Source organism: Nocardia sp. CA-290969 (assembly GCF_050936135.1).
GTDB lineage: Bacteria > Actinomycetota > Actinomycetes > Mycobacteriales > Mycobacteriaceae > Nocardia.
The window spans coordinates 33,488-55,029 of sequence record NZ_JBNJNJ010000001.1; the positions used below are offsets into that span (position 1 = coordinate 33,488).

Sequence of the window (21,542 nt, forward strand, 5' to 3'; positions counted from 1 at the left end):
GGGTCATTCCTCGCCGGTGAGGCTGGGGGACTCGGGGTCTCCGACACCGCTGGAAAGGATGGAGGTGAGTAGCGCGACCGCGGCCGCGGTGGCGGCGATGGATGCCGCGGTGGCCCAGTCGATATCGGTGATCGCGGAGCCCACCGTGATCGACGCGAGTAGCGCCTGGGCGAACGTCTTGACCACCCGCTCGCCGGTGGCCTTCCAGAACCGTGCGGTCGTCACTGTGCACCTCGCTGGTCCCAGCGCGCGATCAGCTCCGCGCGCTTGTCGTCGGGGTCGAACGGGATCCGGTGTGCGCGCAGATGGGTGCGCCACACCTGCACGCCGGAGCCGGGCCCTGTCCGCGGAGGCTCCGCCGGCAGCGCGGCCGCGGAGAGCAGCTCCTGGCCGTTGCCGTCGTTCTTGATGAGCACCGGCCCGTCGCCGGGCTCGTAGGCGGGCATGTCGATCAGGCCCGCGGCGATCACGATCTCCAGCGGCGCCCGGTACGCCGGGCCGCCCGGGCGCACAATCTTGTCGATACGCCACGCGTCCGGCCGGGCCGCGGCGACCAGCCGATTGATCGCGTCCTGACGCAGCACCGGGTCCGGGACCTCGACCTCGGCTGTCTTGCCCTCGACGAGGACGAACACCCCCGCCGGCATCAGCCCGTCACCTCGACCGCGTAGACGGTGGTCGGGCATTCCCACCCGAACCCGAACATCCGTTCGGCCACGGCCTGGCGCTCGTTGGTGGTCGGCTCGACCGCGACCCGGGGAATGATCGGGCCGCGCCAGACGGTCACCGGGCCCGTGGCGTAAACGGTGTTGCCGAGGGCGGTGTAGCCGCCGCCGAACGCCACCCGGTTGCCGAGCTGGGTGACCAGGGTGCTGCCTTGTGCCGAGGTGAGCCGCCGCTCGGCCGCGGCCGCGGACAGGCCGCGGCGGGCGTGCAGGACACCGCCGAACCCGGTCTCGCCGAGTGCTTCCTCCAGCGCGCCGAAGGCCTCGGTCAAGTCGCCGGCGTCCGGGAGTGGTGTGGCTCGTGCGGCGAGTTCGGTGGCAAACGCCTGTTCGACCCATAGCGGGGCGTGCAACATCAGCAGCTGCGCGGCGCGGGCCTGGTTCTCGCTGGTGTCGGTGGCGTACAGGCTGCACTCGTCGGTCGCCCACACGACGAGCGTGGGGAATGTGTCATCGTCCGGGCGGGCACCGGTTTTCGTCTGCGCCGGCGGAATCTCGGGGTCTGGGCACGGCTCGTGCTGCCAGATGCCCGAGGGCCCGCAGTTGGTCGGGGTCCAGTGCACGCCGCCGAGCAGTCGGGCCGGCGGGTCGAGGTCGATCGGCGGCGCAACCGACCACAGCCCGAACGGCTGCGGTGTTTGGGGAGGCCGGTGTGCTGCACACCGGGCGGCATGAGCGGGGTGGTCATCGAGGTCTCCTCGGGGTGGGTGATGCGCTACCGCCGAGGCCAGCCACGATTGGGCTGGCCCCGGCGGTGCGCGGGATCAGGACCCGCTGGCGCAGAGCACGTCCAGCCGCTGCCCGATAGCACCGTCCGGGCAGACCGGGATGGTGACCACGACGGAATCACCGCAGCGCTTGCCGACGTTGAGGCCGTCCTCGGTGAACATGCGGGTGTAGCGGTTGATCTGCAGCAGTTCCCGCGGGTACATGACGCCGAGGTCGATGATCGGCTTGACCAGCGCGAAGTAGGCGCCGGCTTCCCACAGGGCGATATCGACGGTGGCGGGGAACTGGGTCCAGTTCGGATTCCACTTCTGCCATTCGCCGACGAACTGCAGCTGGATCCGACGCTGGTTCAGCCAGCCGAGGACCTGGGCGTCGGACACGTCGAAGGTGCTGATGCCTTCCTGGTTGGCGATGTCGTTGCGCATCAGCTCGAACACCCAGGTCGGTGCCGCGCCGGCCACGATCGCGTCCCGGGCCAGGTTGCGGGAGGCCCGCACACCCATCGCCGCGATCGCCAGGCTGTTCAGAACGCTGGACGCCGCCGCGATTTGCGAGCCGGCCGGGATCACCAGGTCGCGGGTCGTGGGATCGGTGAGGATCTTGGTCAGCATCCACATCGACCGCTGCCGCTGCTGGGCAGCCAGCAACTTCTGCGTGAAGGTGTCGACGACCTCCGGCCAGACCTGGTCGCTGATGATGTCGGACTCGATGCACAGCGGCAGGTAGCACAGGGACAACTGGGCGAAGTCCTCCGGGCAGGGCACCGTGTGGCAGCGCTTCACCGTGGGCGGGTCGGCGTCGAGCTCGGCGGCGCACAGCACCTGCCAGTCCAGGGTGATGTCGAATTCCTCCGGCCAGGAGATCGAGCACCGTTCGGCGGTGATCTCCGGCAGCACGAACAGGTCGCGTGCCGGTTCGACCGGGCAGAAATCGTAGGACACCTGCGGCGGCGGGCAGCACGCCGCGGTCAGCGAACCGTCCGGCTGGATGGACGCGGCCACCGCGGCGTCGAGGACCTCGTTGAGGGTCTCGTGGTCCTCGACCGCCGGCACGTCACGTACGTACTGGCCGAGGTATTGCGGGGTGTGCCCGGACGGCTCGCTGGCGCCGTTCGGGCGCGCCATCGCCGACCCCGACCCTTTCGCCGCGGCGGCGAGTCCGGCGGTGATCGCGTTGAGCTTCACCATGCCGGGCACGTAACCGGGTGCGTCCGGGCGCATCTGCCACCCGGCGGTGGGGTTCGGTGCCGGGTCGGCCGGGATCTGGGGTGCGCGGCCGCGGTTGGCGCCGGCGAAACTGGTGCGGCGCCGCGGCTTGCTGGCGGCGGTGACCGTTTCGGTGGCGGCTTCCCGGGTGGCCTGCTCGGCTTCGGCGACCACCTGGTCCGCGTCGGCCTGGTCCTCGGTGCCGTCCGTGTCGTCGGCGTCGGTGGTGTCGTCCGCTTCCTCGGTGGTGGCCTCGGCCTGTTCGCGTTGGCGGCGGTCGGCGACCAGCCGGGCGGCTTCGGCGCGGCGGGCGTCGGCGTCGTCGAGGCCGGCGACCGCGGTCTCGAGGGTGTCGAGCGCCTCGGTCACTACGCGCAGCGCTTCGACGTCGGCATCGGACAGGTCGGCGGTGTCGGCTTCCACCGACTCGGCGATCCGGTTGAATTCGGCGGTGGCGGCCTCGTGCAGGGCGGCGAGTTCCTCGCGGCTGGTGGGCAGCGGGTTCGGCAGTTCGAATGGCATCGGAGTTCCTTCGGGGGTGCAGGAATACGACAGGTCGTCGGCTCCTCCGGCCCGCAGCCAGCAAGGTCACCGGGTACAGCTGTGGCGTCCTCCGGCCCGCAGCCAGCAAGGGTCACCAGGTCCAACCAGGGAGTCGCTCCGGCCCGCAGCCAGCAAGGTCGTCCCGCGTGATGTCACGCTATGAATCGGGGGTGCACGGCTACCCCGGCTTCGGTCCGGCGACGGGCCGGATGGTGCCGCCGCCGGCCAAACTCCGCTGCATCCGCGCCTCCACCTGCGAGGTGTAGGTGGCTGTCGAACCGTCCGGTTTGGTCAGCTCGTAATGGATCTGCTTCGGCTTCTTCTGGCCGCCGCACCCGCATCCCATGACTCACGCCTTCCTGTTTCGAACCGCGGCGATGAGCGCGCGGGCGGTGGTGCGCCGGCGTTTGCGGATGAGGCCGAGCGCGGCCGCGCGGCGTGCCTCACCCTGCCGGTACTCGTGGACCGCGGTCCGGGCCACGAACCGCAGCCGGGTTTCGTCGGGGTCGGTGCGCCGATACCGCGGGGCCAGGGACGCGACGAGGACCTTGACGCGGCCCTCTTCCTCCCGGGCGCGCAGGACCGGGAACCCGGGTGTGTTCACGCTCAGGGCGGCGACGAGTTCGAGGTGGCCGCCGACGCTGCGCCAGTCCCCGGACAGCGGCGCCGACAACCCGTCCCGCACCTGCTCGTCCGTCGCGGCGGGGTGGGGGACACCGGACACCCAGATGCCGTGGGCGTCCTCGCCGGCGCGCACGTAGGCCCAGGAGGTGCAGAGCGTGTCGTAGTGCTCCGATGCGGCGCGGGCGTCCAGGCCGTGCCCGGCGTGGCCGCCGCCGACGGTGAGCCGGCCGACCGGCAGCCGCACACCATCGGAGGTTTCCACCGAGGACACATGGAAATGCGCGTAGGCCGTGGCCGACCGCGGCGCGGTGACGCACCGGTCGGAGATCCCGACGTGGCAGATACCCCACACGGCGAGGTGTCCCTGGATCCGGCCGTCGTCGGTCATGTGCAGCGGCGTCGGTTCGGTGAACCCGGGGTCGGCGAACATCGTTCCGGACGGCCGGAACCAGGGCCGCACAGCTGCAGCGGCGAGCAGCTGCTTGTCGACATCGGCTGTGTCGGCCGGGGTGTCGATGACATCGTCGTCGAGGGTGATGGTGGTGGCGCCGAACCGCGGTGTCGTCGCGGCCGCGGCGACGAGTTCCTCGTCGGACTCCTGGTCGAGGGTGATCGAGGTGTTGCCGAACGCCGGGATCGCGACCAGGGTGGCGGCGGTGACGATCGCGCTGGTGGTGACCGCCAGCAGCTTCGCGTCCTCCTCGACGTCGTCGAAATCGAGGATCGGGTTGCCCTTGTCGTCGCGGATCTCCCACTCGACATCGGCCAGGTCCACGCTCGGCGCGGTCACTCCCTCGCGGATCTGCAGCGCCGCCTCGGCGGCTTCGGCGGTGTCGATCAGATGGCCGGCGCCGATGACCTCGCTGCCCTGGACGCTGATGCTGTCGATCGCGCCGACGGTGAATGCTTCACCGTGCATGGGGATGTCCTGGCGTTGCCACCGCAGCGGCAGCGGGGTGTCGCGGAACCGCAACGCGATATCGGCGGCGAGCATGCGGCCGTCGTCGGTCGGCACGCCGAGGTGGGCGAGCACCGCGGTGAACGTCTGCATGGGTCGGATCCTCTCGGGTGGGGGTGCAGCGGAGGTGATGTCGCCGATCCCGTTCGGGTCGTCGCGGGCGCGGATGACGCCGTCGGCGGCGCGGCGGTCGATCTCGTCCTGCCGGGTGCCCTCGCGGTTTCGGACGGTGGCGTTTCCGGGGCCGCGTTCGGTGTGCCGGTCGCTCTCGTCGGGGAGGTCCTCGTCGGCGCCGACGACGATCAGGGCGCACCGGCAGTTACACACCTCGCTGGCGGGGGCGCCGGGTTCCCCAGGCCACCGCATCTTCACGCCGCCGGGTAGCTCGAATTCGCCGTCGAGGGGCTGGCGTTGCCCGTCGACGGCGAAATGCGTGTCGCGGGTGCGGCCATCGATGGTGGCCAACCAGACTTTGTGGAGGTCCTCGCCGGTGATCTCGGCCATCACGCGGGCAGCTTCGAGGCGGGCGCCGTTGAGTGCACCGCAGGTTTCGGTCCGGGCCACGAGCGCCGGGCGGCGCCCGCCGAACGTGTCGAGGTTCTCGGCCGACAGGATGCGGGCGACGCGGGCGGCTTGCTGGTCGGGGGACTCGCCCTCGCGGGTCGCGACCGCCAGCTCGTCGGCGATCAGCCGGAACGCGGTTTCGGGGGTGCGGACCATCCGGTTGTTCACCGCGGCGAGGTAACCGTCGACCCACTCCTGCACGGACGGGACCGCCATCACCAGATCCGGAGTCAGCGGCTCATCCTCGTCACGATCCCGGTCCCGGGGCCGCTCATCCTCGGGCTCGGGCTCGTCGGGGAGGTCGTCGTCGCGGTCCGGCGCATCCGGCGGCGCGGGGCGGTCAGGGCCCGGTTCGGGTTCGCCCGGCTGTGATGGCGTACCCGGTGCCGGCGTGTCCTCGTCGCCGCCCGGGGTGGTGCCCGGCAACCCGGATCGCGCTGCGGCGGCCGCGCCCAGCGCGATCACTTCCGCCGCGGTGATGCCGAGGCCGGCCATCTCCGCGGTGAGCTGTGCCCACATGATCTCGGCCAGCCCGGCGAGGAAGACACTGGCCAGGATCTCCTCCCAATCCGCTTGCGACAGCGCGATCGCGTCCGGGTCCGGCGGGATCGGTTCCGCGGCGGCGGCGGTCAGCTCCTGGTGGAACACCGCGGCGCGGGCCTTCGGCAGCCATTGGGCGTAGGCGTCGGCGGCGAGCACCCGGATCCGGCGCTCCATATCGAGGATCGACAGCAACGCGGTCCGGCGAAGGCCTGCACGGCTGCTCATCGCAGGGCCGCCCGGATTTCGTCACCCACGGCCACCGGGCGGCCGGTGGTGAGCGCCACCCGTGCCCGGTCGGTGACCAGTGCGCGCAGCCGGTGCGGGTCGGCACCGATGCCGTGGGCGATGTCGTCGGTGAGGCCGGCGTCGTAGCCGGCGATCAGCCGCGGCACATCGCCCGGTTCCGCCGGCGGGATCCTCGTGTACACCTGCCAGGTCGGGAGATCCCCGAGGGCGGCGAGGTCGGTGCGGGTCGCGCGGCGTTTCCCGGCGAGTTCCAGCGCGCGGGTGAGTAACAGCGTGGCCACGGCGCGGGCAGGTTCGGCGGACGCGGCGATATCGTCCTCGTCGCCCGGCTCCGGTGGTTCCTGTTCGCGGGCCGGCTCGATCTCCCGCGGCGGTGCCGGCGTAGCCGGGCCCGGCTGATTGAGTTCCGGCAGCCGCACGCCGAGCAGCGGCGCGAGGACGGTGATCAGTTCGGGGTTTTGGGCGGCCTTGTCGCGGGCCAGCTGCCGCCACCCGTCCGGCGTTTCGAGGTCGTAGCCGTCCTCGTCCGGATTGAAACCGAGGTGGGTGAGCAGCGCGCGGTTTGTCAGTGCGCCGCGGTCGTTGGCTTCGCGGGCCTCGTCCTTGCGGTCGGGGTCCTGGGTGAGCGGGGTGGTGTCGTACCAGACGACGAACCGGTCCGGATCGAGGTTCAGTCCCTCGTCCTCGTTGAGGCGTTCGATGATCGGGCGCAGCAGCGCTGTGGTCACGGCGTCGCAGATCGTTTCCAGCAGCGGCACGATATGGGTGGCGACCGCGTCCTCCCGCATCGCCCACGCGTTCCAGTGGTTCATCGACGCCAGACCGAGGAGCTGCTCGGCGGGGATATCCATCGCCAGTGCCAGCCGGCGGATCGCGGCCTCCCGGATCGCGAGCTGCTCCTTGTTGATATCGGAGTGCAGGTCGATCAGCTTGACCTTGTCGGTCCACTCGCCGTCGGTGCCGGCCACGATCGGCAGGTGCGCTGCCATGGAGTCGGGATCCTTGGCCGCCGCTTCGGAGACGTCGAACAGCATGTCCTGCAGATCCATCGCGCCGGCGTCGACGGGCTCCGGAGCGGGTGGCGGCAGCTCCGGAGCGTCCGGATCCACCCCTGCGGCTTTCGGTGCGCCTTGTGTTTTCGGCAGGGACATCTGGTTCGGGACGAACAGGATCTTGCCGCCGATCAGGCGCGACTTGCTGGCGTGCCGGATGGTGGCGGTGGTCTGCACGATCTCCAGCAGCGTGGGCAGCGCGGACCTGGTCGGCGAGTCCGCCTCCTGGCTGTTGCGCGGGTGGGCGTTCCAGACGCGGAACAGCACATCGCGGTCCGGGTCGTACTCGTGCTCGGTGCCGTCCGCCAGGACGAGCGTGATCTGCCCGCCCGCCTTGGTTTTGATCTCGGACCGGTCGAGCAGGTGCCATTCCTCGATCACTCCGTCGCGGCCGGTGCGGCGGACGATCACCGCGACCCAGCACTCACCCGGCACGGTGAGGAACACGGTGGTGCGTTTCAGTAGCTGCGCCTGCCCGCCGGGGCCGCCGGCGATATCGCGGACGATGCCGTTGACACGGTCGTTGTCGGTGCGGCCGGTCGGCCGGCCCGTCTCCTCATCGATCTCGGAGGCGACGAGCCGGCACCGGGAGGTAGCGCTGGACAGCCAGGTGCAGATGTAGCGCAGCTCGCCGCACAGCTCGTACATCTCCCACGTCCGCGGCGACCAGGCGCCGTCTTTACCGTCCTTGCGGCCGAGGGTCGTCCGGAACGCTTTCGCGGGATCCCGGACCGGTTGCACGGCAGCAGTCACGGTGGGCTTGCGTCGCGCGAAGATCCGGGCCATGGTCGCGGACGCTACGAACCCGGGGTGCACGGACCGCTGGTGTCACTACAGGTCGTCATCCCGCCTGAGGGTGGCCTCGGCGAGCAGTCCCGCGAGGTGGGAGCTGGCGAATACGAGTAGCGGCAACGTCCACCAGGACAGGCCGGCGGCGAGGATCGCGGCCGGTGCGGCGGCCGCGGCGAGCCACATGCTCACACACCACGGGCAGTGCACCAAGTAGGTGATGCGGCTGCCTTGGCGGAGTCGGCGGACGAGCATGGCGCGGAAGGGCTCGACGAGCTTGTCGAACACCACCAGGCGGGTGAGGCGGACGACGGCCAGCAGGTACAGCAGGGTGACGATCAGTACGGTCACTTGCTCTTCTCCTGCCCTGCGGTCGCGTTCGAGCGCCACTCGGTGTATTCCTCGTCGAGTTCGGCGCCGGTCAGGGGACTGCAGCAGCGGTGCTGCAGTGCCCACATGTTTTCGGCGAGCCGGTAGCCGGCTATCCACGCTTCGCGCCACATCCGCTCCGGGTCGCCGACGCGCCGGATGGCGGCCTCCTGTTCGGCCGTGAGGTTCAGGACCTCGGGGATGTCTTCGGGCGCCGGGGCCGGCCGGTAGGTTTTGCGGTGGACGTCGTTTGTGCAGGGGTAGAACTCGCCCTCCACGCCGCGGATGATCCAGTCGCTGGGCCGCGCCCGCATCGTTCCCTCCAGGGTGCGGATGCTGAGGACGTGGCTACCCGATGCCGTGCCAGGACAGGGCCCGTTGATCGCGCAGCGGAATGTGGCGGTGCCGCCATTGCTAACTATCCAGTCGATGATCGCAGTGGCGCCGTCGGCGGTGCCGTCCCATTGCAGTGCTTCGATGGTGACGGGCAGTTTCTGAAACCTCTGAGGTTCGGCGGTGACGTTTCCCATGCTGCGGACGCTACGAATCGAGGGTGCAGCGAATTTCAGTCCGGGGAATCGTGTGAGAAGCCGTCGCGCAGCTGCACCCCGGCTACCTCCAGCAACCCGAGTTGCGTCCAGGTGGGCGAGCCGGGTCCTGAATCCACGACGGTCACTACATGGCTGTCGTCGGCGTTCAGTTGGCCGGCCACCACCACGTAGTCCACCAGCAGGCCGGTGTTGTCGGGGTCGTAGGCGTGGATCGTCGCCCGGATCGCGTCTGCCAGCGCATCATCCGCGGCGGCCTGCTCGGGTGTACGGGGCATCGTCATGCCGCGGACGCTACGAACCAGGGGTGCAGCCGACAGCCGGGCCCGGAAACGAACTACGGCCACCCGTTGAAGGGGTGGCCGTAGTCGATGATGAACAAATGGCGTTCCGTTTGCACTCTGGCGGGTGCGGTGCCGATACTACTCGACCGGTTCGCGCGGCGGGCTGAGATCGATACCGTGTCCGATCACCGCGCCGTCCGGTTCGCGTCCCGGCCAGAACATTTCGGGGCTCCCTGCCGCGTCCATGTACATGACCCAGCGGGTGCCGTCGTCGCGGATTCCCTCGATCCATCCGGCATGTGCGGGGAACGTTTCGCGGGAGACTTCATGGCCGGCGTCGTCGTGGTGGATGCGGGTCGCGGTGAGTGCGCCGCCGGGGTATCGGCCGATGGTGATGTTCTGCATGATGCTCCTGTCCCTACGTGGGTGGGCCGGAACATCCATCCGGTGAGTGCCGGTAGCACTCTATCTCGACGGGCCGGCTGGCCGCCGATAAGTGATGCTTACCGGCGCCCAGTGCGGCCACGAAAGTGCTTTCATCATGGGCATGGCCACCATCGATCTCAGCGTTGCCAAGCTACTGCCGGCGGACGACCCTCGTGTCCGCAGGTACGTCCGCCTGTTCGAGACCCCATTCGAGATTCGGGCCGATAGGCGTGACCGGCCGGGCAGCGAGGGCGGTGGCCGCGGTTGGGAGGTGGATGACTCGGCGCGTTGCCGAAACTGCGGGCACCGCCGTGACTGGCATTACCGCGGCCGTTCCGGCTGTGACTACGGTCCGGAGTACTGCTCGTCGGGGTGTCGCGAGTTCTTGTCGCCGGTGCTCGAGGATATGGAGCTGTGCCGGTGCGGGCACCGTCGCGAGGTGCACGGTGGGCCGTGTTGGACGGACAACGACAACGGCAGCAGCGAACCGGATTGCGAATGTCCGGAGTTCACGCCGGTCTTGGCGTGATGGGATCTACGGCATGAGTAGCGAATTGGTCAACTGCTGGTTCTACTTGCGCTGCCCGTCCGCGGAGCATCCCGGAATGTTCGATTACGAGAGCTTGTATATCGACGGCTATGCGAACGATGGGCACTTGCACACGCCATATCCGCCAGCGGTAGGCGATACGATCGCGCTGCATGCCCGGAACCTCGACTTGGACGGAGTCTTCCGGGTTATCGCCCGGGACTGGTCTCCGGTCCAGTACGGGTCCTTCAACTGGCGGCACGGCCAGCAGCGCCCCAAGGCTGGTCCGATCCTGCAGTTGATCGTCGAGCTGGCGGAAGGGCCGTTCCAGAACGAGGCGCCGCGGCCGCCGGACCCCGACGAGGAGGAGCTCGCATCATCCTGATGTCCTATCAAGATGATGGTCCAGGCCCCTTGCATGGCACATCATTTTGATAGGTCGAGCGGGGGTCAGTGCTTGCAGCCTGGCACTTCTTGGGGTGTGTAGATGACGTAGCCGCAGGTGCGGCAGGTATGTGTGCGGTGGTGGCCACCGATGAGCGGGCATGGTGTCGAGCCGACCAGGACGCGGTTGGCGCCGAGGTGGTGGCCGTTGCGGCACCGGACCGGTGAGGGCTCGGCCATGCCCTGTGGGGTGGGGTAGAGGCGGAGCGGGTCGGGTACGACGCGCCCGTCGACGGTGTAGATCGGCCGCCAACTGTTGTCGTACATGCGTTCGATTATGCTCGCCTAAGTGATCCAAATCGGCGACATTGTGACAATCGGTGCGGGCGGTCAGAACCGGTTCACCGTGGCGAGGATCGACGAGGAGGGGCGCGCTGTGCTTGACCCTGTGGACGACGCCCCGGGCGCGTACCAGTTCTCGATGCCGCTGTCGGCGCTCAAGAAGGTCGAGACGTAGCGGCTCGGCTGCTGCGGATGACGGTGGCGACCGCGAGGATGTCGCATTCATCGGTGGCTGTGTCCGGGCGGTCGTCCGCGGCCTTGTTCGCCAGCGCGACGATGACGTCCTGGTCCACGCCGTAGGTTTCGGCGATGCGGTGCAGGGCCCGCAGTTGGCTGCGGCCGGGCCGGTCGTTCGGGTACTCCGCGCGTACCGCGGCGATGGTGGTCTCGAATTCTTCCCGGGCGCGTGCCAGTGGCAGTGGTCCGCCGCCGGCGCCGCGGCCGGGCCGGGCGAGGTGCCATGCCTGCCATGCGGGGCGGTCCTTCCAGCCGGGGGTGTCGTCGATCCATACGGCCGGCGGTGGGCAGGGGTGGTCGGTGCCGGCGTAGCGGGTGCGCCACTTCGAGACGGTGGCGGGTGAGACGCCGAGCAGTTCGCCGATGCCTTTGAGGCCGAGGTAGGTCTCCATAACAACTCCAAATGTCTTTGTCGAACGTGTGGACAAAGACTAGCTACCCATTGGAGTGTTTGTCTACGGTTTCGACAAAGATGGCTAGAGGGTGCGGGTCCAGCGGCCACCGGCACCACCGCTGCCGGGCTGCCGGCGGACCGGCGACGCCAGCTGCGCGGTCGAGGAGGTAAGCGTGACGAGCCGGTCGTACACGATCACCGCGGCCGCGACAGCGTCCGGCTGGTGCTGGCCCACGTGCCAGCCGACCGCCTTCGATTCCAGCTTCTCCAACCCATGACCGAGGACGACGCACTTGCCGAGTTCGACCGCGTTGCGCATGCCGACCGACCGGGCCAGCGCATCGGCATTGGACTTACCGCGCCACATGCGGATCCGGAACGGCATCGCCTGCCCCGGGTAGCGTTCGTCGCGGATCTTCTTCCACGCCTCGACGACGGTGCGCCGGTAGGTGGTCGCCGCGCTGTAGCCCTCCACCGCGAGCTCGTGGGCGTGGGTCGCGAGCGCCAGCTCGACGCCACGCTCCGCCCATTCCGCGGACGTCATGTGCTTGGACCAGTCGTGGGTGAGGACAACCTTGCCGTCAGCGGTGAGGCCACCGGCGACGACGCCGGCCTCGTCGCTCTTGCCGGTCTCGGCCGGGTCGATCGCGACGACCCGCAGCGTGGTGGCCGGGGCGTCGCCCATGACGCGGTGATCGTCGAACCAGGCTTGCTCGAACAAACCGCCCTCCCGGGGTTTGGGGTTGCCTTGGTACATCGCCGACCACACGCGGGCCGGGCTCTGTTCCCGTCGTTTGATCCAGTCCTGGTTACGTGGTGATTCGAGGAGGACGCCGGGTTCACGGCCGAGGGAATCGAGTACGCCGTCCTCTGCGATGGCCGGGAAGTTCAGTACTCGCCACTCGTCGGGCATCAGCTGCTGCAGGTAGGCGAGGGCGTCGAACTCGTTCCAGCGGGTTGAGATGGCCACGATCGGTGCGTCACCGCCGAGGCGCTGCAACGCCACGGAGTCCAGCCAGGAGTTCACGCGGCGGCGGATCGCGGCGCTGTCCGCGTCCTCCATCGATGCGTACAGGTCGTCCAGCAGTAGGTAGTCCGCGGGGACGCCGGGGAGTTTCGTATCGATGCCGGCGGCGGTGAGTGAGCCCTTGTGGCCGCGGAGGCGCCAGAACTTGGCGGCGCTGGCCCTGCGGGGTATCGCCAGGCCGAGACGGTCCGGCAGCGGCTCGCCGGTTTCGGCCGCGGCGCTCGATCCGAATGTCTGGATGAGTCCGCGGATCTCGGTGGAGTGTTTGAGGGCCAGGTGCTCGGCGTGGGTGGCGATGACGCACCGCCAGTCCGGGTGCAGCATCATCGCGCGCAGGGTGCCGGCTATCGCGACTCGCTGGGACTTGCCGGTTTGCGAGGGCATCGAGATCATGAGCCGCGCCGCGGGGGTGGAGAACGCCCACTCGAGGTGTTCGTCGATCATCTGCAGCGCTGGGGTTTGCTGGATGCTGGGGTCGAGGTATTGGGCGAGTGCGCCGGCGGTCGGGTAGTCGCGGGCGGCGCGTAGGCGTACGAGTTCGCGCCGCAGGAACTGCTCGTTCGCGGCGGTCTGCATGACCGCGGCGGTCATCAGAAGAGGGCGAGCTGGTCGACGGGCGCGGCCGCCGGTGGACGGCTCCGGCGGGGTGGCGGGGCGCCGCAGTACTTGCGGTAGGTGTCGGCGCGGTGCTGCTGCTCGCGACATCGGGCTCGTAGCGCGCGGATCTGGTCGACCGCGGCGTCGAGCTGGTCGCGGGCCCGCTGCGATCCTTGCTCGCACTGGGACACGGTGAGTTCGCACCACCGGTCGAGGGCCTCGACGCGTTGGGCGGCTTCGTCGGCTTGGGCCTGGGCGACGAGGTAGCGGGTCATCATCTTGGTCATCGGCCGGGCCCGCACGTATTTGATCTTGCGACTACGACAGCCGCAGCGGGCGGCGATCTCCTCCACGGTGAAGCCCTCGACGGTCAAGCACGCCACCAACCAGTTCTGGTCGTCCTCGTCGAGCTGGAGCAGCTGCACGCCGCCGGCGCGGGCCGCGGCGGCGAGCATGGGATCCGGGGTCCACTGCGGTGCCGGGATCCGGGCCTGCACCGCGGCGGTCACGACGTACGGCCTTCGAGCGCCGGCGGTGCCGTGGCCGCGCTGAGGGTGGCGTACTCGGCCAGCGCTGCCCGGAATTCCTCGGGGCTCATCCGCGGGCCGCCGGCGTCGGGCTGCTCGCGGTTGAGGCCGTGGAGTTTGTTCATCGCCTCCATCACCCGGATCACCACGGCCGCGGCTTTGTCGTCGGGTGGTTTCGGGTCGTCGTTCTCGTCGAGGGCGGTGCCGGTGGCGTGGGGCCACCAGGCGCGCAGCAGGGTTTGGTATCGCTGGTCCTGGATGACCCGGTACTGGTCGACGGTCGCCGACTCCCACTTGTCGAGCAGCGTGTTCACTGCGCGGCGGGCGCCGGCCTCGGTTTTCCAGTCGGTGCGGTCGGCGATCTCCTGCCAGGTGTGGCCGTCGATTCGCATCTGCAGAGCGAGTAGAGATCGGGCTCGTTGGTCGGGGCGGTGATGGTTCGCCACGGGGCCACCTCCTGCTCTGCTCGAAGGCACCAGGGTTCGGCGATTATTGTACGGCGAATTGTGTCACCCGTTTGGTGGTGCGGGTGTGTGGTGATCGTGCGGTCAGGCTGCTATTTCCGCGAGCCGCCGCTGGGCGATGTCGGCGTATTCGGGTACGCCTTCGGTTCCGCTACCGGCAAATGGGTCGAGTATTCGGGCCTCGGGGCGGGTGGTGCGGACGAGGTCGCGCATGAGGTCGACGGGTTTCGCGGTGATGTGCTGGCGCGCTTTCCCGCGCGGGCTGGGGTGGGTGTAGACGCCGGGGAGGAATGGTGGTTTGTGGTCCGGGTCGAGTTGCCCGTTGGATCCCCAGAGAACGTATTCGCATTCGTTGCGGAATCCGGGCTGTGGTCTGGCGCTGGTTTTCTGCCACACGACAATTCCGCGCCATCTCCAGCCCGCGATTTGCAGGGCGTCGGATATTGCGGGGAGTTGCCGCCAGTCGGTGAATACCAATGCTTGGCCGCCGGGCCGTACGAGGCGCAGTGTTTCGGTGAGCCATATGGACGACCAGATGGTGAACGACCGTTGGTCACGTTGGTCGGGGAAATCGGGCATGGCGAGTCCGGACACGGAATCGGTGGACACGTATTTCTCGATCGCGCTGCGGCTGGTCCGTTCCGCGCTGGTGGTGCCGCCGGAGCAGTACGGGGGATCGGTGATCAGGGCGTCGTAGGAGTGGCCGGGGAGTTCGCGGAGGGTGGCGAGGGACTCGCCGCAGACGATCTCGTATTCGGACATGCGTTCGACTGTATCTCCGGTGACCTGCGGAAATGCGGAACGAGCGCCCCGGAATGTTCCGGGGCGCTCGCTCGGGGATCGGGGGTCAGGAGGCGGGTGGGTTATCCCGGGGGACGACGATCGTGTTGACCGGTTTGCCGTCGCGGACGAGGAGCGTGAGCGGCCGGACGGGGGCGCTCTCCTCCACCGCTCCTTCCCCGGAGATCGGGTGGCCATCGCGGACGGTCACGGTGGCGCCGTGCGCCCAGGGCCAGCCGCGGGCAACATCCGCGTCGTCGGCGCGCTGCCAGATGTAGCCGGTGTCGTCGATCACCACGTCCCCGTGCTGCCAGAGGGTGCCGTCCTCGGCCTGGCGTTCCAGCTCGTTCATCGTTGGGATCCTTTCATGGTCACGGAGCCGCCGCACCGGGTTACCCAGGCGAGTACGGGCTCCAAGCTGAACAGGAGCACATCGAGTTCGTGGTCGAGGATGTGGCGGTAGTTGGCCGGCACCACGAACTCGAGGGCGACCCGGTCAACGGGGATTGCCTCCGGCTCATAGGGCGCCGGGGTGCCGGTGCGTGTGGGTCTCGAGTCGGCTGGTGTGCAGGACAGATTTTCCTGGTCGGGACACGGGAACCGCGGCGGTTCGGCGTTCGTTGAAGTAGACATAACGGACCCCTTAAGAGGGCCGACACGGAGGACACCCAGGTAGCATCCGTGGCAGGCATCGAAGGTGAGGAGATACGGCCAAATGGGTGCTTCACGCACTACCAGCAATCCGGTATTCAAGAATCTGCCGAAGCAGGAAACCGGCTACGCGGGCTTCGGCTCGACCGCCGCCGGCGCGGGTCAGCTCGGTTACCAGTACGGCAACCAGCAGTACCCCCCGCAGTATCAGCAGCAGCCCTACCCGCAGGCGCCCACCCGGTCGCTGACCATCGACGATGTGGTCACGAAAACCGGGATCACACTGGGTGTCCTGGCGGTCTCGGCGCTGGTCTCCTATGTGCTCTCCATCTCCAACCCCGGGCTGGCCCCGGTCCTGCTCATCGGCGGCGCGATCGTCGGCCTGGTGCTGGTGCTGGTGGCGACCTTCGGCAACAAGGCCGACAACCCGGCGATCGTGCTCTCCTACGCAGTGGCCGAAGGCCTCTTCGTCGGTGCGTTCTCGGCGGTGCTCTCCGATGCCACCTTCGGTGGTGTGGGCGGTCCCGGCATGATCGGGCAGGCGGTGCTCGGCACCTTCGGGGTGTTCGCCGGCATGCTCGTCGTCTACAAGACCGGCGCCATTCGCGTCACTCCACGCTTCACCCGCATGCTCATCGGCGCCATGATCGGCATCCTGGTCCTGGTCGTCGGCAACCTGATCGCGAGCTTCTTCACCGACGGTGGCTTCGGCCTGCGTGACGGCGGCCCGATCGCGATCATCTTCAGTCTGGTGGTCATCGCCATCGCCGCGTTCAGCTTCCTGCTGGACTTCGATGCCGCCGACCAGCTCATCCGCGCCCAGGCCCCGCCCAAGGCGGCCTGGGGTGTGGCCCTCGGCCTCACGGTCACCCTGGTCTGGCTCTACGTCGAGATCCTGCGCCTGCTGAGCTACTTCCAGAGCGACTAGCAGCAGCCGCAATCGCCTGAAGACGGCCCCCGCTCCGGCGGGGGCCGTCTTCGTGTGTCCAGGCGAACCCTGAGGGGTGATAACGCGGCGCCGTGCCCCGGGGACATATCCGGTATGGAATTCATTTTGGTAGCACTCGCTGCGGGATATATCGCTGTCACCCAGTTCCTCGGCGGCGTTGCCCAGGCCCTGGGTTCGGCCGGCCTGTAATCGCCCGGCGCCGGTGTGGGCGCGGGGTACGCAGGCTATGACGGTCGTTACTCCACGGCGTAAGGGCTCGGTAAGGGTTCGACAAGAGTTTCGCGATTTCCTTTCGGTCATCGGGTGCTGCCGGCAGGGCCGCACGATGTGTCGGGAGGAAGACCATGTTCGATTGGTACGTCGGAATGCTCGCGGTCAGTGGCCTCGTCATGATCGTGCTGGCCGTTTTCAAGGGCGGGCAGAGTGAGACGTCCCAATGGCTCAACGCGGTCTTCGGTGCCGGGTTCCTCGGCTACGCGGGATACTTGGCGTTCGTCTTCGAGGGCGGCAGCTACCTGATCTTCTTCCAGGCGTTCATCCTGCCCGTGCTGATGGTGGTGAACTTCGTCCGCTCGACCGACTGGGTGGCCCTCACCACGAAACCGACCCCGACCCAGCAGGCGTGGCGCGCATACCAGAAGGAACAGGACCGCCTCGCCAAGCTCTGACGCTCGCATATTCCGTGAAAAGACCGGGCCCCTGCACAGACGAATCCGTGCAGGGGCCCTCGTCAGCTCAACCGTCGGGGGACGGGGGTGATCAGCTGAGGCGTTCGATGATCATCGCCATGCCCTGGCCACCGCCGACGCACATGGTCTCCAGACCGAACTGCTTGTCGTGGGTCTGCAGGTTGTTGATGAGGGTGGCGGTGATGCGGGCGCCGGTCATACCGAACGGGTGGCCGAGGGCGATGGCGCCGCCGGAGACGTTCAGTTTGTCCAGGTCCATGCCGAGTTCCCGGGCCGAACCCAGGACCTGCACGGCGAAAGCCTCGTTGATCTCGTAGAGGTCGATATCGCCGATGGTCTTACCGGCCAGCTTCAGCGCCTTGCGCACCGCCTCGATCGGGCCCAGGCCCATGATCTCGGGAGAGAGACCCGAGACGCCGGTGGAGACGATGCGGGCCAGCGGGGTCAGACCCAGTTCCTTGGCCTTGGTGTCACTCATGACGACCAGCGCGGCGGCGCCGTCGTTGAGCGGGCAGGCGTTACCGGCGGTCACCGTGCCGTCGGGGCGGAACACCGGCTTCAGCTGCGAGATCTTCTCGTAGCTGGTGCCGGGGCGGGGGCCGTCGTCGGTCGAGACGACGGTGCCGTCGGGCAGGGTCACCGGGGTGATCTCGCGTTCGAAGAAACCGGCTTTGATGGCTTCCTCGGCGCGGTTCTGCGACCGCACGCCCCAGTGATCCTGGTCCTCCCGGGAGATACCGGTGAAGGACGCGACATTCTCCGCGGTCTGGCCCATGGCGATGTAGATATCGGGCAGGTCGCCGTTCTCCCGCGGGTCCTGCCAGCCGGCGCCGCCCTGCGCCCGGGTGGCGGTGCGTTCCTCGGCCGTGGCGAACGCCGGGTTGTGGGTATCGGGCCAGCCGTCGGCGGTGCCCTTCGGGAAACGGGAGACGGTTTCCACACCTGCGGAGATGAACGCGTGACCCTCCCCGGCCTTGATGGCGTGGAACGCCATCCGGGTGGTCTGTAGCGAGGACGAACAGTAGCGGTTCACCGTGGTGCCGGGCATGTAGTCGTAGCCCAGCTGGGTGGCGACCACCTTGGCCATGTTGAAGCCCGACTCACCGGCCGGCTGGCCGCAGCCGAGCATCAGGTCGTCGATATCGGCCGGCGACAGGGCGGGGACCTTGTCCAGCGCGGCGCGCACCATCTGCGCGGCGAGGTCGTCGGGCCGCATGCTCACCAGCGACCCCTTGTTGGCGCGTCCGATGGGGGAGCGAGCAACGGAAACGATGACGGCCTCTGGCATGAGGACTCCTTTGTCGAGGAGTGTGCGCGGCCGAAAGCTGCCCGGTCGCGCACTACTCGCGGGTACGATCTCTTCGAATCTACGTCCCGGCGGCTTGCGGGGAAATATCCGCCGTGGCCATATCCCGGTCACCGAGCGCTGCCAGCAGCTCCGGCAGCAGGTGCGTGGCGGCCAACGCGTAGCCCGCGGCCGAGGGATGGAAACCATCGGCCGAGAACAGTTGCTCGGGCGCCGCCCGGAAATCTTCGCTCAGCAGATCACCCATCGGCACGGTGCGCCCGCCGGCCGCCCGGGTGGCCGCCGCCTGCGCCCGGGCCAGTTGCAGACTCCAGCGGTGCACCACGGTACGCAGCGGTTCCGGGATGGCGGTGACACTGCCCAGATCAGGGCAGGTGCCGACCACCACGATGCTGCCCGCACCGTGCAACCGGCTCACCGCCGCGCCCAGCCGTTGTGCGGAGCGGCCGATGGAGTGTTTCTTGGTCACGTCGTTACCGCCGATCAAGATGACCGCGGCGTCCGGCGGCGGTCCCGCCACGAACATCGCATCCACCTGCCCGGCCAGCCCTTTGGACGTGGCACCGGAGATCGCCTTGGTGCTCAACCGGATCCGCTGCCCGGTGGCATCGGCCAGTCCGTGCGCTATCCGCACCCCGGGCACTTCGGCGGCGCTCCGGCAGCCCAGCCCGGCCGCGGTCGAATCGCCGAAGATCATCAGGTGCAGGTCGGCGTATTTACCGGTGCGCCAGGGTTCGTATCCATCCGGTGAGTAGATTCCGTCGGCTTCCGGAGGTTTGGAAGTATCGCGGCCGATCATCCCCCGGGCGGCACCGGCCTGGGTCATGAGCAGCCGATAGGCAGCCCACGACGCGGTTCCCGCCCCGGAACCGAACGCCACCGTGGCGGCCCCGGCCACCGCGGCCGTGCGCCATCCGATCCGAGTCTCGCCCATGTGCAGCGATTTTATTCGGGCGCCCGGCCTCGTGCGAGTGCGCGCGTACGTCGAGGGACGCGTCGTTCACGGTGGCGCGGCCGCGGGGCCCTGCCTCGGCACGCGGCGCGCTATGCCGGGACGACGAAACTGCCGTGGGCGGGGATGCTCGCGTGATTCGTGGTGACGATCACGGCCACGCGGCCGGGGCCGGTGTCCTGGAACAGGGAGTACTGGATGCTGCCGTAGATACCGGTGACCACGTTGTTGACGTAGGTTCCGGTGGCCCCGGTGTCCAGGTTGCGCCAGGACACCGTGGTCAGCACCTCGCACAGCGGAGCGAAGGGGTACGAACCGGTGCCCACGCCGAGGACGGGGTTCGCGCGGACATTGATCACCGCCCGGCCCGGCCATTGAGGGCTGGTGTCCGCCCAGGTCCGGATGCTGGTGCCGCACAGCCCGCCGTAGGCCAGGGTGGGGACGTCCGGGAACGACTGGGTCGTGGCGCCGGCCGGGGCGCCGGGCGCGGCGATCAGCGCGAACACCGATCCGGCCAGGATCACGGTGGTGCGCGCGAACTTCGGCAGCCTCATAGCTCCGAGATCCTAGATGCTCGGGCGCGTGGTCGCCGGATTTACCGACCGCGACCGGGGTGCCGCGGCGGACCACGCCGAGGCCGCCGGCAACGCCTCTGCAACGATGGGGGGTATGCGCATCGCGGATCATGTCGTGGACCTCATCGGCAACACCCCGCTGGTCCGGTTGAACTCGGTGGTTCCCTCGGGTGCCGGGCTGGTGGCGGCCAAGATCGAGTACCTGAACCCGGGCGGGAGCTCCAAGGACCGCATCGCGGTGAAGATGATCGAGGCGGCCGAGAAGTCGGGCGACCTGCGGCCCGGCGGGACCATCGTCGAACCGACCTCCGGCAATACCGGCGTCGGCCTGGCCCTGGTGGCGCAGCAGCGCGGCTACCACTGTGTTTTCGTCTGCCCGGACAAGGTGAGCGAGGACAAGCGCAATGTGTTGCGCGCCTACGGCGCCGAAGTGGTGGTGTGCCCGACCGCGGTGCCGCCGGAGCACCCGGACAGCTACTACAGCGTGTCCGACCGGCTGGTGCAGGAGATCGACGGCGCCTGGAAACCGGATCAGTACTCCAACCCGGGCGGCCCGGACAGTCACTACGAGACCACCGGCCCGGAGATCTGGCGCGATACCGAGGGCACGGTGACCCATTTCGTCGCCGGTGTCGGTACCGGCGGCACCATCACCGGCGCGGGGCGCTACCTCAAGGAGATGTCCGGCGGAAAGGTGCAGGTCATCGGCGCCGATCCGGAGGGTTCGGTGTACTCCGGCGGCACCGGCCGGCCGTATCTGGTCGAGGGCGTCGGTGAGGATTTCTGGCCGTCGGCCTACGATCCGGCGATCCCCGACGAGATCATCGCCGTCTCCGACGCGGACTCGTTCGATATGACCCGGCGCCTGGCCCGGGAGGAGGGCCTGCTGGTCGGCGGTTCCTGCGGGATGGCCGTGGTGGCGGCGCTCGAGGTCGCCCGGCGCGATCCGGACGCCGTGGTGGTCGTCTTGCTGCCCGACGGCGGGCGCGGCTATATGTCGAAGATCTTCAACGACCGGTGGATGAGCTCCTACGGGTTCCTGCGCACGCCGCTCGACGGGTCCACCACCGAAACCCTGGTCGGGGATGTGCTCCGCGGTAAGTCCGGGGAACTGCCCGATCTGGTGCACACCCATCCCTCGGAGACCCTGCGCGATGCCATCGAGATCCTGCGCGAGTACGGGGTGTCGCAGATGCCGGTGGTGGGCGCCGAACCGCCGGTGATGGCCGGGGAGGTCGCGGGCAGTGTGTCCGAGCGGGATCTGCTGTCGGCGGTGTTCTCCGGACGCGCGCAGCTCACCGATTCGGTCGCCCAGCATATGAGCGCGTCGTTCCCGCTGATCGGATCCGGGGAGCCGATCTCGGCGGCCACCAAGGCGCTGTCGGATACCGATGCGCTGATGGTTGTCGAGGACGGTAAACCGGTCGGTGTGATCACCCGCCACGACCTGCTGGGCTTTGTGAGCACCGGCCGGGCGGCCCATTAGCAATTATTCCGCAATCGCAGGTTCAACCAGCTCCGGAGGGGTATAACG

At 68.8% G+C, this 21,542-nt stretch carries 27 protein-coding genes; 5 read left to right on the plus strand and 22 right to left on the minus strand.

Annotated elements, in window-relative coordinates:
* Nucleotides 1-3: 3 nt before the first annotated feature.
* The 11 genes from ACQEVO_RS00245 to ACQEVO_RS00295 form a co-directional block, all read right to left on the minus strand.
* On the minus strand, nt 4-225 hold the full coding sequence (locus ACQEVO_RS00245; protein ID WP_432907399.1) for a holin: 222 nt from the start codon (nt 223-225) through the stop codon (nt 4-6).
* Nucleotides 222-647 (minus strand): hypothetical protein, encoded by a 426-nt coding sequence (locus tag ACQEVO_RS00250; protein WP_432907402.1) that lies wholly within the window; start codon nt 645-647, stop codon nt 222-224. The genes ACQEVO_RS00245 and ACQEVO_RS00250 overlap by 4 nt, the downstream gene beginning before the upstream one ends.
* Nucleotides 647-1,288: a hypothetical protein gene (locus ACQEVO_RS00255; protein WP_432907405.1), complete on the minus strand. Its 642-nt coding sequence runs from the start codon at nt 1,286-1,288 to the stop codon at nt 647-649. The genes ACQEVO_RS00250 and ACQEVO_RS00255 overlap by 1 nt, the downstream gene beginning before the upstream one ends.
* Nucleotides 1,289-1,489: 201 nt before the next feature.
* Complete coding sequence (locus tag ACQEVO_RS00260; RefSeq protein WP_432907407.1) at nt 1,490-3,181, minus strand: major capsid protein; 1,692 nt, start codon at nt 3,179-3,181, stop codon at nt 1,490-1,492.
* Between the two features lie 199 nt (nt 3,182-3,380).
* Nucleotides 3,381-3,548: a DUF7196 family protein gene (locus ACQEVO_RS00265; protein WP_432907410.1), complete on the minus strand. Its 168-nt coding sequence runs from the start codon at nt 3,546-3,548 to the stop codon at nt 3,381-3,383.
* 3 nt (nt 3,549-3,551) lie between these two features.
* On the minus strand, nt 3,552-6,116 hold the full coding sequence (locus ACQEVO_RS00270; RefSeq protein WP_432907412.1) for a phage minor head protein: 2,565 nt from the start codon (nt 6,114-6,116) through the stop codon (nt 3,552-3,554).
* A complete protein-coding gene (locus ACQEVO_RS00275; RefSeq protein WP_432907415.1) occupies nt 6,113-7,975 on the minus strand; it encodes a hypothetical protein in 1,863 nt (620 codons plus the stop codon). Before ACQEVO_RS00275 ends, ACQEVO_RS00270 begins: the two co-directional genes overlap by 4 nt.
* A gap of 45 nt (nt 7,976-8,020) precedes the next feature.
* Nucleotides 8,021-8,329, minus strand: coding sequence for a hypothetical protein (locus tag ACQEVO_RS00280; protein WP_432907418.1), 309 nt, complete (start codon nt 8,327-8,329; stop codon nt 8,021-8,023).
* On the minus strand, nt 8,326-8,877 hold the full coding sequence (locus ACQEVO_RS00285) for a hypothetical protein (protein WP_432907421.1): 552 nt from the start codon (nt 8,875-8,877) through the stop codon (nt 8,326-8,328). Before ACQEVO_RS00285 ends, ACQEVO_RS00280 begins: the two co-directional genes overlap by 4 nt.
* A gap of 35 nt (nt 8,878-8,912) precedes the next feature.
* Nucleotides 8,913-9,179 carry a hypothetical protein gene (locus ACQEVO_RS00290; protein WP_432907424.1) on the minus strand — a complete coding sequence of 89 codons (267 nt, stop codon included), beginning with the start codon at nt 9,177-9,179 and terminating at the stop codon, nt 8,913-8,915.
* Between the two features lie 138 nt (nt 9,180-9,317).
* Nucleotides 9,318-9,584 carry a hypothetical protein gene (locus tag ACQEVO_RS00295; RefSeq protein WP_432907427.1) on the minus strand — a complete coding sequence of 89 codons (267 nt, stop codon included), beginning with the start codon at nt 9,582-9,584 and terminating at the stop codon, nt 9,318-9,320.
* Nucleotides 9,585-10,147: 563 nt separating this feature from the next.
* Between ACQEVO_RS00295 and ACQEVO_RS00300 the strand changes: the two genes are divergently transcribed.
* Nucleotides 10,148-10,519 (plus strand): hypothetical protein, encoded by a 372-nt coding sequence (locus ACQEVO_RS00300; protein ID WP_432907428.1) that lies wholly within the window; start codon nt 10,148-10,150, stop codon nt 10,517-10,519.
* Between the two features lie 65 nt (nt 10,520-10,584).
* Here ACQEVO_RS00300 and ACQEVO_RS00305 read toward each other — a convergent pair whose 3' ends face one another.
* On the minus strand, nt 10,585-10,845 hold the full coding sequence (locus tag ACQEVO_RS00305; protein ID WP_432907431.1) for a hypothetical protein: 261 nt from the start codon (nt 10,843-10,845) through the stop codon (nt 10,585-10,587).
* Nucleotides 10,846-10,867: 22 nt separating this feature from the next.
* Between ACQEVO_RS00305 and ACQEVO_RS00310 the strand changes: the two genes are divergently transcribed.
* Nucleotides 10,868-11,035 carry a hypothetical protein gene (locus tag ACQEVO_RS00310; RefSeq protein WP_432907434.1) on the plus strand — a complete coding sequence of 56 codons (168 nt, stop codon included), beginning with the start codon at nt 10,868-10,870 and terminating at the stop codon, nt 11,033-11,035.
* On the opposite strand, the gene ACQEVO_RS00315 is transcribed toward ACQEVO_RS00310, so the two are convergent.
* From ACQEVO_RS00315 to ACQEVO_RS00345, 7 genes are all read right to left on the minus strand, one after another.
* Entirely contained in the window at nt 11,016-11,489 is a 474-nt protein-coding gene (locus ACQEVO_RS00315; protein WP_432907436.1) for a hypothetical protein, read from the minus strand. The genes ACQEVO_RS00310 and ACQEVO_RS00315 overlap by 20 nt on opposite strands.
* Nucleotides 11,490-11,573: 84 nt before the next feature.
* On the minus strand, nt 11,574-13,109 hold the full coding sequence (locus ACQEVO_RS00320; protein WP_432907439.1) for a terminase large subunit domain-containing protein: 1,536 nt from the start codon (nt 13,107-13,109) through the stop codon (nt 11,574-11,576).
* Nucleotides 13,109-13,624: a hypothetical protein gene (locus ACQEVO_RS00325; RefSeq protein ID WP_432907442.1), complete on the minus strand. Its 516-nt coding sequence runs from the start codon at nt 13,622-13,624 to the stop codon at nt 13,109-13,111. Before ACQEVO_RS00325 ends, ACQEVO_RS00320 begins: the two co-directional genes overlap by 1 nt.
* A complete protein-coding gene (locus tag ACQEVO_RS00330) occupies nt 13,621-14,088 on the minus strand; it encodes a hypothetical protein (protein WP_432907445.1) in 468 nt (155 codons plus the stop codon). The genes ACQEVO_RS00325 and ACQEVO_RS00330 overlap by 4 nt, the downstream gene beginning before the upstream one ends.
* A 102-nt stretch (nt 14,089-14,190) precedes the next feature.
* On the minus strand, nt 14,191-14,868 hold the full coding sequence (locus ACQEVO_RS00335) for a DNA-methyltransferase (RefSeq protein ID WP_432907448.1): 678 nt from the start codon (nt 14,866-14,868) through the stop codon (nt 14,191-14,193).
* A gap of 85 nt (nt 14,869-14,953) precedes the next feature.
* Nucleotides 14,954-15,238, minus strand: coding sequence for a hypothetical protein (locus tag ACQEVO_RS00340; RefSeq protein WP_432907451.1), 285 nt, complete (start codon nt 15,236-15,238; stop codon nt 14,954-14,956).
* Entirely contained in the window at nt 15,235-15,519 is a 285-nt protein-coding gene (locus ACQEVO_RS00345) for a hypothetical protein (RefSeq protein ID WP_432907453.1), read from the minus strand. Before ACQEVO_RS00345 ends, ACQEVO_RS00340 begins: the two co-directional genes overlap by 4 nt.
* Before the next feature lie 82 nt (nt 15,520-15,601).
* Here ACQEVO_RS00345 and ACQEVO_RS00350 point away from each other — a divergent pair, with 82 nt between their 5' ends.
* Nucleotides 15,602-16,465: a Bax inhibitor-1/YccA family protein gene (locus tag ACQEVO_RS00350; RefSeq protein WP_432907456.1), complete on the plus strand. Its 864-nt coding sequence runs from the start codon at nt 15,602-15,604 to the stop codon at nt 16,463-16,465.
* A gap of 365 nt (nt 16,466-16,830) precedes the next feature.
* Complete coding sequence (locus ACQEVO_RS00355) at nt 16,831-17,154, plus strand: hypothetical protein (protein WP_432907459.1); 324 nt, start codon at nt 16,831-16,833, stop codon at nt 17,152-17,154.
* 91 nt (nt 17,155-17,245) lie between these two features.
* Here the strand turns inward: ACQEVO_RS00355 and ACQEVO_RS00360 are convergent, their stop codons facing one another.
* The 3 genes from ACQEVO_RS00360 to ACQEVO_RS00370 all read right to left on the minus strand — a co-directional run bounded on the left by ACQEVO_RS00360 (nt 17,246) and on the right by ACQEVO_RS00370 (nt 19,987).
* Entirely contained in the window at nt 17,246-18,463 is a 1,218-nt protein-coding gene (locus ACQEVO_RS00360) for an acetyl-CoA C-acetyltransferase (protein ID WP_432907462.1), read from the minus strand.
* A gap of 79 nt (nt 18,464-18,542) precedes the next feature.
* Complete coding sequence (locus ACQEVO_RS00365; protein WP_432907465.1) at nt 18,543-19,415, minus strand: SGNH/GDSL hydrolase family protein; 873 nt, start codon at nt 19,413-19,415, stop codon at nt 18,543-18,545.
* Nucleotides 19,416-19,525: 110 nt separating this feature from the next.
* Entirely contained in the window at nt 19,526-19,987 is a 462-nt protein-coding gene (locus ACQEVO_RS00370; protein ID WP_432907468.1) for a hypothetical protein, read from the minus strand.
* A 115-nt stretch (nt 19,988-20,102) separates the two neighbouring features.
* On the opposite strand from ACQEVO_RS00370, the gene ACQEVO_RS00375 reads away from it, so the two are divergent.
* On the plus strand, nt 20,103-21,494 hold the full coding sequence (locus tag ACQEVO_RS00375) for a cystathionine beta-synthase (RefSeq protein ID WP_432907471.1): 1,392 nt from the start codon (nt 20,103-20,105) through the stop codon (nt 21,492-21,494).
* The last annotated feature ends 48 nt before the right edge of the window (nt 21,495-21,542 follow it).